6 protein-coding genes and 7 pseudogenes are annotated in these 13,303 nt (G+C 62.9%); 4 read left to right on the forward strand and 9 right to left on the reverse strand.

The window, feature by feature from the left end; translation table 11 throughout:
- Nucleotides 1-118 precede the first annotated feature (118 nt).
- The 3 genes and pseudogenes from ACFXS9_RS11215 to ACFXS9_RS11225 all read left to right on the forward strand — a co-directional run.
- Nucleotides 119-259: pseudogene (locus ACFXS9_RS11215) on the forward strand (IclR family transcriptional regulator); the annotation flags it as partial.
- Between the two features lie 317 nt (nucleotides 260-576).
- Nucleotides 577-906, forward strand: coding sequence for an IclR family transcriptional regulator C-terminal domain-containing protein (locus ACFXS9_RS11220; RefSeq protein WP_392688684.1), 330 nt, complete (start codon nucleotides 577-579; stop codon nucleotides 904-906).
- Between the two features lie 168 nt (nucleotides 907-1,074).
- Nucleotides 1,075-2,229: pseudogene (locus ACFXS9_RS11225) on the forward strand (IS4 family transposase).
- Nucleotides 2,230-2,408: 179 nt separating this feature from the next.
- Here the strand turns inward: ACFXS9_RS11225 and ACFXS9_RS11230 are convergent.
- The 9 genes and pseudogenes from ACFXS9_RS11230 to ACFXS9_RS11270 form a co-directional block, all read right to left on the reverse strand.
- Complete coding sequence (locus tag ACFXS9_RS11230; protein ID WP_392688687.1) at nucleotides 2,409-3,500, reverse strand: sensor histidine kinase; 1,092 nt, start codon at nucleotides 3,498-3,500, stop codon at nucleotides 2,409-2,411.
- Nucleotides 3,497-3,938: pseudogene (locus ACFXS9_RS11235) on the reverse strand (response regulator). The gene ACFXS9_RS11230 and the pseudogene ACFXS9_RS11235 overlap by 4 nt, the downstream one beginning before the upstream one ends.
- Complete coding sequence (locus tag ACFXS9_RS11240) at nucleotides 3,935-5,467, reverse strand: CHASE3 domain-containing protein (RefSeq protein ID WP_392688690.1); 1,533 nt, start codon at nucleotides 5,465-5,467, stop codon at nucleotides 3,935-3,937. The pseudogene ACFXS9_RS11235 and the gene ACFXS9_RS11240 overlap by 4 nt, the downstream one beginning before the upstream one ends.
- A 127-nt stretch (nucleotides 5,468-5,594) precedes the next feature.
- Nucleotides 5,595-6,945: pseudogene (gene accC / locus ACFXS9_RS11245) on the reverse strand (acetyl-CoA carboxylase biotin carboxylase subunit).
- 88 nt (nucleotides 6,946-7,033) lie between these two features.
- Nucleotides 7,034-7,530 (reverse strand): annotated as a pseudogene (gene accB, locus ACFXS9_RS11250) (acetyl-CoA carboxylase biotin carboxyl carrier protein).
- An 88-nt stretch (nucleotides 7,531-7,618) separates the two neighbouring features.
- Nucleotides 7,619-8,099 (reverse strand): annotated as a pseudogene (gene aroQ / locus ACFXS9_RS11255) (type II 3-dehydroquinate dehydratase).
- Nucleotides 8,100-8,487: 388 nt separating this feature from the next.
- Nucleotides 8,488-9,300, reverse strand: coding sequence for a DUF1236 domain-containing protein (locus tag ACFXS9_RS11260; protein ID WP_392688693.1), 813 nt, complete (start codon nucleotides 9,298-9,300; stop codon nucleotides 8,488-8,490).
- 215 nt (nucleotides 9,301-9,515) lie between these two features.
- Entirely contained in the window at nucleotides 9,516-10,283 is a 768-nt protein-coding gene (locus ACFXS9_RS11265) for a DsbA family protein (RefSeq protein ID WP_392688695.1), read from the reverse strand.
- A gap of 168 nt (nucleotides 10,284-10,451) precedes the next feature.
- Nucleotides 10,452-11,852, reverse strand: coding sequence for a M48 family metalloprotease (locus tag ACFXS9_RS11270; RefSeq protein WP_392688698.1), 1,401 nt, complete (start codon nucleotides 11,850-11,852; stop codon nucleotides 10,452-10,454).
- Nucleotides 11,853-12,080: 228 nt separating this feature from the next.
- Here ACFXS9_RS11270 and ACFXS9_RS11275 point away from each other — a divergent pair.
- Nucleotides 12,081-13,268: pseudogene (locus tag ACFXS9_RS11275) on the forward strand (pyridoxal phosphate-dependent aminotransferase).
- Nucleotides 13,269-13,303: the final 35 nt, after the last annotated feature.

Genomic DNA, 13,303 nt, shown 5'->3' on the forward strand with positions numbered 1-13,303 from the left:
CCCCGTCCCGAGCGGCATGCGCATGTATTGTTCCGCGCCAGCGATCTTGCGCGCAGCCCTTCCGCTGTCGACCAAATTGTGGTGTTTTTGTCCACATTGTGGACAGCGGACAGCGCGTATGACGAATGGTCGGTTAAAGGCACGAGGGCCGCGGCAGGGTGGGCAGGCGATCCGCCGCGCGTTGGCGGTGCTGCGGACGCTCGCGGTTGGTGGGGAACGAGGCGTACCGCTGGCTGAAGTCGTGCAGGCGACCTCGCTCGCTCGCCCGACGGTACATCGCATCGTGCATGTGCTGATCGAGGAGGGGATTGTCGAACGCAGCGAGCGGACGGGAAATTATGTCGTTGGCCGCCAGGTGCCCGAACTGGCGCTGGCGCGTCCATCGCGTTCGCCCCTGATGGTTGCTGCCGAGCCGCATCTGGCGGCAGCGTCGGCGCAACTCGGCGATACCTTGTTTCTCACGGTGCGCACAGGCCTCGATACGCTGTGCGTGGCGCGCCGGATCGGTAGCTATCCGATCCAGGTGTTGTCGATCGAGGTCGGTGTCCGGCGTCCCTGGGCGTCAGCAGCGCTGGCGTGGCGATCCTGGCCGCCATGCCGTCGGCCGAGGCGCGCAAGATCGTGCTCGCCAACGAAACGCGGTTTGGCGCTTACCGGACCGATACGGCCACCGTGCTCGGACAGATCCAACTCGCGCGGCGCCGAGGCTACAATCTGCGTGATGTCGGCCTGGTGCAGGGAACGAAGTCGCTTTCGGCCTGGATCCGGACTCCTGACGGCCAGCCCGCCGCCGCGATTACGCTCTCCGCCATGCGCAACAGATTGGGCCCACGCCGCGCGATCGAGGTGGCGGACGTTCTTGTCTCGGCTGCGCGCGCGATCGAAGCGGCGACGGCGAGGGACTAGCTAAAGCATGATGAAGTTAGGTTTTGCTTGCGAACACGAAGACGGTGCGCTCCCTCTCCCGCTTGCGGGCAGGGCTGTCCGGGAAATGATTCACTATGTCGCGGTGCATGCTCGGCGAGACCGAGGCAAATCGGTCTTTTCTGGTTGTCGAGACACAGAAGGCCGAGCATGCGATTTCGCGATAGCATTTTTGGAAGGCTGCTTGAACCGATCAATCGGCGGCAGTTTCAAACGACTGTGGATCGTTTGATGGGGACGCCTACGACAAGTCGTTCAAGAGCTGGGATCATCTGGTCGCGCTGATCTACGCGCAACTGAGCGGCAGCGACAGTCTGCGCGGGGTGGTGACAGGCTTCAACGCCAATCCTCAGCACCACTACCATCTGGGGACCGGCAAGCTGTCCCGCTCGACGCTGTCGGACGCCAATGCCCGCCGTCCGGTCGGCATTTTTGCTCAAACCTTTGCGACCTTGTCGGCGATGGCAGGCCGGCAGATCCGGCGCGAAGGGATGGCGATGGTTCGCCTGATCGACGCCAGTCCGGTCCCGCTGGGCAAGGTTTGCAATTGGGCGAGGTGGAACGGCCGAATTCGCGGGATGAAGCTGCACGTCGTCTACGATCACCTCGCCGATGTCCCGAGCTGCGTCGAGGTGACGGCTGCGAACGTCAATGACATCGAGGTCGGTCGCCAGGTTCCGATCCAGGCTGGCACAACCTACGTGTTCGACAAGGGATATTGCCGCTTCGACTGGTGGCAGAAGATCAATGATAGCAAGGCTTTCTTCGTTACTCGGCCGAAGACGACCATGCGTCTTCGCAAGACCAAGGAGCGAACCATTCGCAAGCGCAACGGCGATGGCTTCAAGATCATCGCCGATGACGAGGTGAAGCTCACCAGCAAGGGCGACTCCAGACTGCCCATCCCACTGCGGCGGATCAAGGTCAGGCGCGAGACCGGCGGCGTGATCACGCTTCTGACCAACGATCTGGACCGCCGTCGAGATCGCAGCCCTCTATAAGAGCCGCTGGCAAATCGAACTGCTGTTCCGATGGATCAAGCAGCACCTCGACATCCGCAAATTCCTCGGCACCAGCGACAATGCGGTCCGCCTGCAGGTCCTCGCGGCGATGATTGCTTACCTGCTGCTGCGCATCGCCGCGCGTGCCAATTCCATCGCCATGCTCCCGCTCAGGCTGGCTGAACTCGTCAGCCAGTTCCTGTTCAGCCGTCGATCCATCGCCACCATCGACAAGCCCCCGCCCATCAATCCCAGCCGTCGCAAATCACCATCCCCAGACCAGATGGAGTTCTGCTATGGCTGATTTTCCCCCGGACAGCCCTGCGCTTGCGGGGAGGGCTGGGGTGGGGGTGTCTCCGCGGGCGATACTGCCCGAGTGGAGAGAGCCCCCACCCGGCGCTTCGCGCCGACCTCCCGCAAGCGGGAGAGGTTGAAGCGCGTCTGCGGCCAAATCAATCTAACGAAAAATCATCATACTCTAGCCTAACTCGCCGCGGCGTTGGTCGACTTCGGTGCCGCCTCCGGGACGCGGCGGAAGCGCAGCACGATCCTGGTGCCGTGATGGTTGGGATCGCGCTCGGCACTGGCATCCAGTTTGGCGGCCATTGCGCTCACGATGCGTTGTCCCATGCCGGTGGAGCGCGGGTCCGACTTGGCGTTGAGGCCGACGCCATCGTCCGCGATCGAGACCACGAGGTCTTCGCCCTCGGGCTTGAGCTCGACGTGAATGGGACCGGCGCCGTCGGGATAGGCGTATTTGACGGCGTTCATCACCAGTTCGTTGACGATGATGCCGATCGCCACCGCGCGGTCCGGATCGATCTCGATCGGTTCGGCCTTGAGCGTCAGCCGCGACATCCTGTTGCCCTCGGCCGACCGGCGGAGATCTTCCAGCAGGGCTTCGAGATACTGGTTCAAGAGCACGCTCTTGAGATCGTGCGAGGTGTAGAGACGGCGGTGGACCTGGGCGACCGCCGCGACGCGGCCCATCGCATTGGTCAGTGCCGCCTTGACGTCGTCCTGGGTCGCCGAATTGGCCTGCAAGTGCAGCAGCGAGGCGATGATCTGCAGGGAGTTGCCGACGCGGTGGTTGACTTCGCGCAGCAGCACTTCACGTTCGGCGGCGAGCGCCGCATAGCGGTCGCGCGAGGCGTGAACCTCGGCTTCGGCCTCGTCGCGGGCCCGTTGAAGCTCGGCCTGCCTGAGCGCGCCGGAGATCGCGACCTGAAGCAGCGGAATGAAATCGCCCCGCGTGTCCTTGACGAGATAGTCGGCGGCGCCGGCCTTCAGCGCCGTGACAGCGATCGCCGAATCCTGCGCGGCCGTGACGAACACCACCGGCGGGGCGTCCGGTATCGCCATGATGCGTTCGAGCGTTTCGAGGCCGTCGAGACCCGGCATGTACTGGTCGAGCGCAACCACGTCGATACCGCCTTGCGCGAGCCGCGCCAGGCCTTCTTCGCCGCCCGCCGCGTGCACGACGTTGAAGCCTGCCCGCGTCAGGCCGCGATCGACCAGCCGGGCGAGGCCGGCGTCGTCGTCGATATAGAGCAGCGTCGGCGTCGCGGGTTTCATATGGCGGCCGGAGGGACCTGAATGACGGAGAAGAACAGACCGAGTTGGCGAATGGCGTTGGCGAAGCTTTTCGTAGTTCACGGGCTTGGTGATGTAGACGTTGCAACCGAGTTCGTAGCAGCGCTTGATCTCGTAGGAGTCGTCGGTCGTGGTCAGTACCACGACCGGCGTGGTCTTGAGATACTGGTTTTCCTTCACCCGCTTCAGAATGTCGATACCGGACGTATCGGGCAAGTTGAGATCGAGCAGGATCAGGAGCGCGCCGCCCTTGTGGTCGAGGCCCGTCCCGTCGTTGCCGAAGAGGTAGTTCAGCGCTTCTGTACCGCTGGTGAACGGTATTATCTCATTGTTTACGCCGGATCGGCGTATGTTCCGTTCGATCAGGCGAGCATGGCCCTCGTCGTCCTCGATCATGATGATGGTGACTGGATTACTCATGTCCGTATCTTCCGGTTACCGGCTGGCCAATTAATGGGCAGCGTTATCGTAAACGTGCTGCCTTGGTGAAGTTCCGATGCGACCGACATGGTTCCTCCCAAGCGGCGCACCAATGCGCGGACATGAGCAAGCCCGATGCCTTGTCCCGGCTTGTCCTGGGTTCCCGCGCGGCGGAACAAATCGAAAATGCGCTGATGGTCCTTGGGATCGATGCCGCGGCCATTGTCTGATATCTCGAAAACCGCAAAGCCGAGCTTGGTGCGACCGCGAACCGTGATTTCGCCGGGCACGCCGGTCCTGAGATATTTGAGCGCATTATCGATCAGATTGGAGAATATCTGCTCCAGCGCAAGGCGATCGCTGACGATATTCGGCAATGCGTCGATCCGGATCTCGGCCTGGGCCTCGGCGGCCTGGTGCGCCACGGTCGCCACAATTCCTTCGATCAGCTCTTTGGTATCGATCCAGACCGGCTCGAACTCGCGCCGCCCCTCGCGGGTGAGATTGAGGATCGCCGATATCAGCCGATCCATCTTGCCGATCGACGATTTGATGAAGCTGAGCGCCTCGGAGAAATCCTCCGAGAGCTTCTGGTCGGGACCTTCGAGTACGGGCTCGGCGGTATCGGTGGCATTTTCCGGGGCGGGCGTCGCTTCGGATTGCACGCGGGAAAGCGCTGCGATCCGTTTGAAGATATCGCCGCGCAATTCCTCCAGCTCGCTCGTGAAGCCCATGATGTTCACCAGCGGCGAGCGCAGATCATGGCTGACGATGTAGGCGAAGCGCTGGATCTCGTCGTTGGCTTCACGCAGATCGGCCGTGCGCTCGTCGATGGTGGCTTCGAGATTGAGGTGGCTGTCGCGCAGCCTGGCGTCGGCCTGGTCGCGTGCGCGCGATGAACTGCGGACCAGGAAGATCGCGATGCCGGCCAATACGACCACGAAACCCGAGCCGATGCCGGTGATCGAGGCCGCCAGGGTCTGGCTGCGATCGGCGTTGGTCGTCCGCTCGACAAACAGACGGTCCTCCTCGGTTCGCATCCGCACGGCGAGATCGTCGATGTGTTTCATCGTGTCCCGCCCGATTCCCTCGCGCACGATCTTGGAGGCATCGTTCAGGCGCTGGGACCGGGCCAACTCCATCGTCGTACGGAATTCCTCGACGCGCTGGTCGTAGAGCGGCATCATCTCGTTCATGAGCCCGCGTTGAACCGGATTGTCACCGACAAGCCGGCCCAACCGCGTCAGCGCCGGCGCCAGTTCGGTCATGGCTTGCTCGAAGTCGGTCCGAAAGTCGGGGCGCAATGTTGCGAGGTAGCCGCGCTGTGCGCTTTCGGCACGCCGCAATTGCAGTTGGACGAGGGATATCTGGTTCTCGACCTCGACGGTGCGCTGCACCGCGCGCGCGTCCTCGCGCGCCTTGTTCACCAGATGGACCGAACCCGCGCTGATGGCGGTCAACACCAGTAGCCCCGCCGCAAGCAGCAGGATGTGGCCCATGGCGCGCTTGCGCTGGACATCAGCGATCACGGTGATCTCGCGTCATGGACAAGCGGAATACGCGCCCCTCGCAACCCCCTGTACATCCCAACGCGCGATGGAACCCTTCGGTTCCATCGACCGTCGAAAATTTCAGGCGATTTTCGCGCCCAGAGGTCTAGCCGTCCGCGGGTTGGCCGGCGAGGTACTGCTCGAGCCAGTGAATGTGGTAGTCGCCGTTGATGATATCGGCCTCCCGGACCAGTGCCCGGAACAGCGGAAGCGTGGTTTCGATGCCGTCAACCACCATCTCGTCGAGTGCCCGGCGCAGCCGCATCAGGCATTCGGCGCGAGTCTTGCCGTGCACGATCAGCTTGCCGACGAGCGAGTCATAATAAGGTGGAATGACGTAGCCCTGATAGACCGCGGAATCGATCCGCACGCCGAGCCCGCCGGGCGGATGGAATTGCGTGATCTTGCCAGGCGACGGGCGGAAGGTCTGCGGGTTTTCCGCATTGACGCGGCATTCGATGGCATGCCCGATGATAGCGATCTCTTCCTGCTTCGCGGGCAGGTCGCCGCCGGCGGCGATACGGATTTGCTCCAGCACGAGGTCGATGTCGGTGATGCTCTCGGTGACCGGATGCTCGACCTGGATGCGGGTGTTCATCTCGATGAAATAGAACTCGCCATCCTCATAGAGAAATTCGATGGTGCCGACGCCGAGATATTTCATGTCCGCATCGCCTTGGCGCAGGTCTCCCCGATCTTGGCGCGGGCGGCGGCGGCGAGAACCGGCGAGGGGCCTTCTTCCCAGACCTTCTGGTGACGGCGCTGCAGCGAGCAATCGCGCTCGCCGAGATGGATCGCACCGCCGCGGCCGTCACCGAGAATTTGGATCTCGATGTGGCGTGGCTTCTGCAGATATTTTTCGAGATAGACCGAGGCGTCGCCGAATGCGGATTTCGCCTCGTTGGAGGCGGTGGACAGCGCCAGCATCAGGTCGTCGGCGGTACGCGCTACCTTCATGCCGCGTCCGCCGCCACCGGCGGCAGCTTTCACCAGCACCGGAAAGCCGATCGCCTTGCCGATCGCCAGCGCATCGTCGTCCGACGAGACCGCGCCGTCGGAGCCCGGCACCACCGGAATGCCGAGCCGCTTGGCGGTCTTCTTGGCCTCGATCTTGTCGCCCATCAGGCGGATGTGTTCGGCCTTCGGGCCGATGAAATGCAGATTGTGCTCGGCGAGGATTTCGGCGAAGCGGGCGTTCTCGGAAGAAAGCCGTAGCCGGGATGTACGGCATCCGCGCCCGTTATCTCGCAGGCCGCGAGCAGCGCCGGGACGTTGAGATAGGAGTCCTTGGAAGGCGGCGGCCCGATGCAGACGCTCTCGTCGGCGAGCCGCACATGCATGGCATCGGCATCGGCCGTGGAGTGCACCGCAACGGTGGAGATGCCGAGCTCCTTGCACGCGCGCAGCACGCGCAGGGCAATCTCGCCGCGATTGGCTATGAGGATCTTGTCGAACATGCGGCTCCCGCGGGCGAGCAGCGGAGTGGCGAATGGCAAATGGTCAGCGCTCAAAACCATTCGCTATTCGCCACTCGCCATTCGCCATCTACTCAATAATGACCAATGGCTCGCCGAATTCGACCGGCTGGCCGTCCTCGACGAGAATTTGCGTCACCGTGCCGGCGCGCGGCGACGGGATCTGGTTCATCGTCTTCATCGCTTCGATGATCAGGAGATCTGGCCGGCCGAAACCTTGGTGCCGACCTCGATGAACGGCTTGGCGCCGGGCTCAGGCGCCCAATAGGCGGTGCCGACCATCGGCGAGGGGACCACGCCCGGATGCTTGGCGAGGTCGGCAACCGCCGCGTTCCCCGCAGCGATGGCTGCCGCCGCAGCCGGCGCCGGTTGGAAGCTCGCCGGCATCGCCGCCGACACGCTGATGTTGCGCGCGACACGCACGCGCAGCCCGGCGCGCTCGATCTCGATCTCGGTCAGGCTGGTCTCGTCCAGCAACAGCGCGAGTTCGCGGATGAGCGCGCTGTCGTCGCTCTTTAGATTTGCGGCTGATTTGTCCGCTGATTTGTTGTCGGGCTGGCGGGCCATGCTCTTGATCCGGAATTCTCGATGTGGGTGACGGCTTAAGCGTCAGGTGTCGTTCGACGTCAGATTTTTGAGGTCAATTTTTTTGAAGTCAGTCTTTGGCCCTGGCGCCGAGTTTGGCGGCCAGGCCTGATATTGCGAGCCGGTAGCCGTCGACGCCGAAGCCACAGAGCGATGCAAAGGCGGCCATCGCCGTGAAGGAGTGGTGACGGAAGCTCTCGCGGGCGTGGATGTTGCTGATGTGCACTTCCACCGTCGGGATTTTGACCGCGACCAGCGCGTCGTGCAACGCGATCGAGGTGTGCGAATAACCGCCGGCGTTGATGATGATGCCGGCCGCCTTCTTCGCATGCGCCTCATGGATGAAGTCGATCAACTCGCCCTCGCGGTTGGACTGGCGGCAATCGGCCTTCAGGCCGAACTGTGCTGCCGTTTCGACGCAAAGTTTTTTCGACGTCGGCGAGCGTCGCATGGCCGTAGGTTTCGGGCTCGCGCGTCCCCAACATGTTGAGGTTCGGGCCGTTGAGCACATAAATCGTCGCGGCAGAGGCTTGGGCGCTTCCTTGGGCCATCCGGATTCCAGCAAAAAGGGGCGGGCGGGTCGCGGGGTTATAGGTAACAACGCGGCCAAGGGGAAGCCTTTAGGCCGCTCTTGAGCCTTTCAAGGGCCTTACCCTGTTCATAAAAAAGGCGGATATAACCTGCTGAATTTATTCATTAACCAATGGACGCGAATCGATTGCCCGGCCGTCCGCGCGCCGATTCTCCAGCCGTCATTCATCCCCAAGGCGTTGCTCGGGGCCGAAAGCGATGGAAACGATGCTGCTCATGGTGGAGCGGCGCCATGACTAGTCAATCAAGTTGTGGCTATTGCTTCAAACTGCTGCAGCTTGGTCATGCCCTTGATCAGCGAAAAGGGCGGGCATTGCTGCCCGCCCTGATGCTTGCGAAAGGCCGCCGTCAGGCGTCCAGGACCGCCACGATCTCGTAGGTGTTCGGATCGACGATCACGATCTGCTCCCTGACGAGGATGTACTTATACCTGCGCCATTCCGGATAGATCGTCACCACGCGCTCCGGCAGCGTGTGGAAGGTCACGTCGCGTGGTATGCGCGTGCCGACCGAAATCGAGAAGTTCACGTTCGTCACCGGCTGAACGCGTGTCTCCTTGATCGCGGTGGTGATCTGGGTGCGCTGCTCGGTCGAGAGCTTGGCGCCCGCGCCGGCCTGACCTGTCGTGGTCGTTTGGTCCGCGGCTCCGCCCTGCGTCTGGGTCTGCGTGCGGTCGCGGTCCTGCTGGCCCTGGACCTTCTGGTCACGCTGCATTTGGTCACGGCCCTGGGTCGTACTCTTCTGGTCACGGTCACGCTGGGTCGTGCCCTGCTCACGCTGCATCTTGTCTGGGCCGGTGCCTTGGCCGGTCGTCTGGCCCTTGTCGCCCTTCATGGTGCCGCGGTCCTCTTTGCCCTCGGCCTTCATGTCCTTGCTGCCCTTGCGGTCTTCGCTGCGCTGGGCCTTTTCGCCGCCCATCGACTTCTGTTCGGACTCTGCGCCCTTCATGCCGGTCGTGCCGCCGGGTTCGCGCTGCTGCATAGTGCCGCCACCGCCGCGCTCAGAAGAAGCACCGCCCCGCTCGGAAGGCGCGCCCTGCTGCGCCGCAGAACCGGCCGACCCTGCGTCACCGCGTCCCATGCCGGTGCCTTGCGCATTCGCAAAGCCGGTTCCGGCGATCAGGGCCGCCGCAGCGACCGTCATCAGAAAGCGATTACTCATCGAATGTCTCCTCACGTTTCTGCATTGCCCGCGCCGACAACGAAAGGAAATGCCTGATGTTCCTGATAGTTGGCGGTTCCGCCGCCATTGTTTTGTGAACGCGGGATGAACCGCTGCGCCACAGAGTGCTGCAACGAAAACGAAAAGGCCGGCTGTCGAGCCGGCCTTTCACTTCATGCGCGAAGGGGAGCGTCATGTGCGAAGGGAGCGTCGCCTCAGCAGGTCGCCTTGCCGCAGCGGGCGTTGCTGATCTTTTCGCGTAAGGCCTCGACGCCGACCGCGCCGATCACGACCTGCTTGCCGATCACGTAGCTCGGCGTGCCGTTCATGCCCATGGCCTCGGCGAGCTTGAAGTTTTCCTCGAGCGTGCTGCGCACCTCCGCGCTGTTCAGATCCTTCTCCAGCTTCGCCATGTCGAGGCCGACTTCCTTGGCAACGGCCATCGCGCGTGCCTTGTCGGCGGCGCCGCGGCCGGTGAGCAGCTTCTGATGGAAGTCGAGATATTTCTTGCCAGTCGGATCCTGCATGCGCACGGCGACGCCGACCTGAGCGGCTTCGACCGAGCCCGCGCTCAGCACCGGAAATTCCTTGAGCACGACCTTGAGCTTCGGGTCACTCTTCATCAGCTCCATCATGTCCAGCATCGCGCGCTTGCAATAGCCGCAATTGTAATCGAAGAACTCGACGAAGGTGACGTCGCCGTCCTTGTTGCCGACCGTAACGTTGCGCGGCGAGTTGAAGATCGCGTCCGCATTCTTGGCGACGCCGGCTTCGTGCTTGGCGGTTTCGGCTGCGGCCTGACGCTTGCTGAGTTCGGTCATCGCCTCTTCGAGCACCTCGGGATGCGCGATCAGGTAATTGCGTACGATGGCCTCAATGTCGCCGCGCTGGGTGTCGGTAAAACTCTGCGCGGAGGCGGACAGCGGTGCGCCGCAGAGCGCCAAAGCGAACAGTGCGGGGATGAGAAGACGGAACGAGGGCATCGGTAAATCCTTATGCGGCGAGTTCCCGGGCAATTCTGCTGAAGGCCGGCTCCGAGAATATCTTGGATCGGGTTGGCCAAATCCTTGATAGCGAAGTCCTTGATACCAAGTCCTTGATGATCAAGTCTTTGGTGACCAAGTCCGATTATAGCCGAATGCGGCTTAATTCTAGTTGCCCTTCTGGCCGAGCAGCGGCTTGGTGTTCACGATGTCGTCAGCCTTGACCCATCCTGGCGTTCCGACCGCGAAGCGTGTCTTTGCCCGTGAGGCGAGATCGCGCGCCGTCTTGCTGTCGCCGCGCAGGTAGGCGGCCTGGGCCGACGCCAGATCGGCCTGCGCGTAATCTCCTTTTCGGCCATAGGCGATCGCAAGCTGCATATAGCCGATCGGCGCCTCGCTCTCGCGCGCTACCGCCGCGCGCAGGATGGCAATCGCCTCGTCGGTGTGGGCGTTGTTGCCGGTTGCCACGAGGGCCTGCCCAAGCATCATCTCGATGAGCGGCGCGTGGTTGGAGAGCGCTACGGCCTTGCGAAGCGGCGCGATCGCCTCCTGCGGCTTGCCGCCCTCCAGCAGTGCCTGGCCGCGCACCTCGTGGAAATAGGGATTGTTGGGCTGCTGCTGAATCAGGGCGTCGATCTGCGCGAGCGCGCTGCGCAGGTCGCCGTGCCGATAAGTCGCGATCGCATGGGCGTAGCGCGCAGGCAGGCTGTTGTTGGACAATGGATAGCGCCGGTACACGGTATCCTGCCGCTCCATGAAGGCCGAGATCTTGGCGCGCACCATGTCGTGGCGTAGCTGCAGGGCAGGGTCGTCCTTTTTATCCCAATAAGGACTCGACCGTGCCAGTTCTTCCAGCGCGGCGACGCGCTGAGACGGCATCGGATGCGACTGAACGTATGGGTCCGTACCACGAGCGGCGAACAGACTCTCGTCGGTGAAGCGCTTGAAGGTCTCGTGCATGCCCCTGGCGGACTGGCCTGTAGCGGTCAGAAACTTGACGCCGGCCTTGTCGGCGTTCTCCTCTTGCTGACGTACATAGGAGAGCAGGTTGCGGCGGATCATTTCTCCCGGCGCGGAAAACATCGCCGCGCCGGCGTTGGCCAACCCGCTGTTGCTGCCGCCTTGCGCGCCCGCGACCATCGCGCCGGCACCAAGCAGCATGGCGATGATCATCTGCGTCTGGGCCCGCGCCATTTCCTCGCGCATCTTGGAGAGATGGCCGCCGGCAAGATGGCCGGTTTCGTGCGCCATCACGCCGATGATCTGATTCGGTGTCTCCGACTGCATGATCGCGCCGTAGTTCACGAAGATGCGTCGGCCGTCCGCAACGAAGGCGTTGAAGACGCCTTGGTTGATGATCACCATCTGGATATTCTGTTTTTCCAGACCGGCGGCGCGCAGGATCGGCCGCGTATATTCGCGCAGCAATTGTTCCGTCTCGGTATCGCGGAGCACCGGTGGGCCCCTGTTCTGCGCCAGCGCAGCCATCGGCGCGACGGCAAGGGCGACTGCAGTCGTCAACGTGGTCAACTTCAGTGATTTCTTGCGTGGGGCGATGCGGAGCAGCATGAACAGTCTTTGGCGATTGGCGGTGCATCCGGATTTGCCCGGACGCCGGTTCGGTTTCCGATTAGATCAGAAACGGGTCCCAGTTTGTTGTTTCAACGCGTTTCTTCACCGAGCCGGTATCACTTCGCTTGAAAACGCTATAACAAGCCACCGAATACGGCCAGTCTGGGGCGCTTACCGGCTCGGGAACCCGAATTCGGAACGGCGCCAGTGCAATAGCAGAGATCGATGCTGGAATCGACACTTAGAGACCGCGCGACAGCGCTGCTGACCCCCCTCGGCGCGGAGCGACGTTCCGCCCTTCATGGTGATGGACGTGATGGCGGCCGCGGCCCGCATCGAGGCGGCCGGCGGCCATGTCATTCACATGGAAGTGGGACAACCGGCGGCGCCCGCGCCCAGAACCGCCATCGCGGCCGCGCACGCAGCGCTCGGTGAGGCGCGGATCGACTACACCTCCGCACTCGGCATGCCCACGCTGCGTGCGCGGATTGCCAGGCATTATCGCGACATTTACGGCTGCGCGGTCGATACCGACCACATCGTGATCACGACCGGCTCGTCCGGTGGATTCATTCTGGCGTTCCTGTCGATGTTCGAACCGGGGGATCGCGTGGCGGTCACGGTGCCGGGTTATCCACCCTACCGGCATATTCTGACCGCGCTCGGTTGCGAGCCGGTGCTGATCGAGACCTCGAGCGCGACGCGCCATGCGCTGACGGGAGAGGCGTTGCTGGCGGCGCACCGCAAGGCGCCGCTGAAGGGCGTGCTGGTCGGCAGCCCCGCCAATCCGACGGGAACGATGATGTCGCGCGAAGCGCTCACCGGCCTGATCAACGCGGCAGAAGGTGCGGGCATCCGCTTCATTTCCGACGAGATCTATCACGGGCTCGACTATGCGTTTCCGGCGGTGACGGCGGCGGAGCTTTCGCCGCATGCGCTCGTGATCAATTCGTTCTCGAAATATTTCTGCATGACCGGCTGGCGGGTCGGCTGGATGGTGGTGCCGGAGGCCCTGGTGCGCCCGATCGAGCGGTTGCAGCAGAACCTGTCGATCTCGGTGCCGACGCTGTCGCAGATCGCGGCCGAGGCGGCATTCGAAGGCCGCGAAGAGATGGAGGCGATCAAGCGCGGCTATCAGGAGAACCGTCGCATCCTGATCGAGGGATTGCCGAAGGCCGGTCTCACCAGTTCCTGCCGGCCGATGGCGCGTTCTATCTCTACGCCGATGTTTCGGATTTCACGTCCGACAGTTTTGAGTTTGCCGGCCGCATGCTGGAGAAGGCGCACGTGGCAGCGACGCCAGGCGTCGATTTCGATCCGATCCACGGCCGCAGCTTCATTCGCTTCTCCTATGCGCGCTCGGCCGACGAGATGCGCGAAGCGGTGACGCGCATCGCGCGTTGGCTGCGATAACATCCGGCCCGTCACACACCTCATCCGCACCTATA

The organism is Bradyrhizobium sp. RDI18, assembly GCF_043203335.1.
Classification (GTDB): domain Bacteria; phylum Pseudomonadota; class Alphaproteobacteria; order Rhizobiales; family Xanthobacteraceae; genus Bradyrhizobium; species Bradyrhizobium retamae.

What these genes read in the sequence shown, in the direction of transcription:
- ACFXS9_RS11230 (WP_392688687.1), bottom strand. Translation starts at nt 3,500, where the DNA reads ATGAAACCCGCGACGCCGACGCTGCTCTATATCGACGACGACGCCGGC.
- ACFXS9_RS11260 (WP_392688693.1), bottom strand. Translation starts at nt 9,300, where the DNA reads ATGAGTAATCGCTTTCTGATGACGGTCGCTGCGGCGGCCCTGATCGCC.
- ACFXS9_RS11265 (WP_392688695.1), bottom strand. Translation starts at nt 10,283, where the DNA reads ATGCCCTCGTTCCGTCTTCTCATCCCCGCACTGTTCGCTTTGGCGCTC.
- ACFXS9_RS11270 (WP_392688698.1), bottom strand. Translation starts at nt 11,852, where the DNA reads ATGCTGCTCCGCATCGCCCCACGCAAGAAATCACTGAAGTTGACCACG.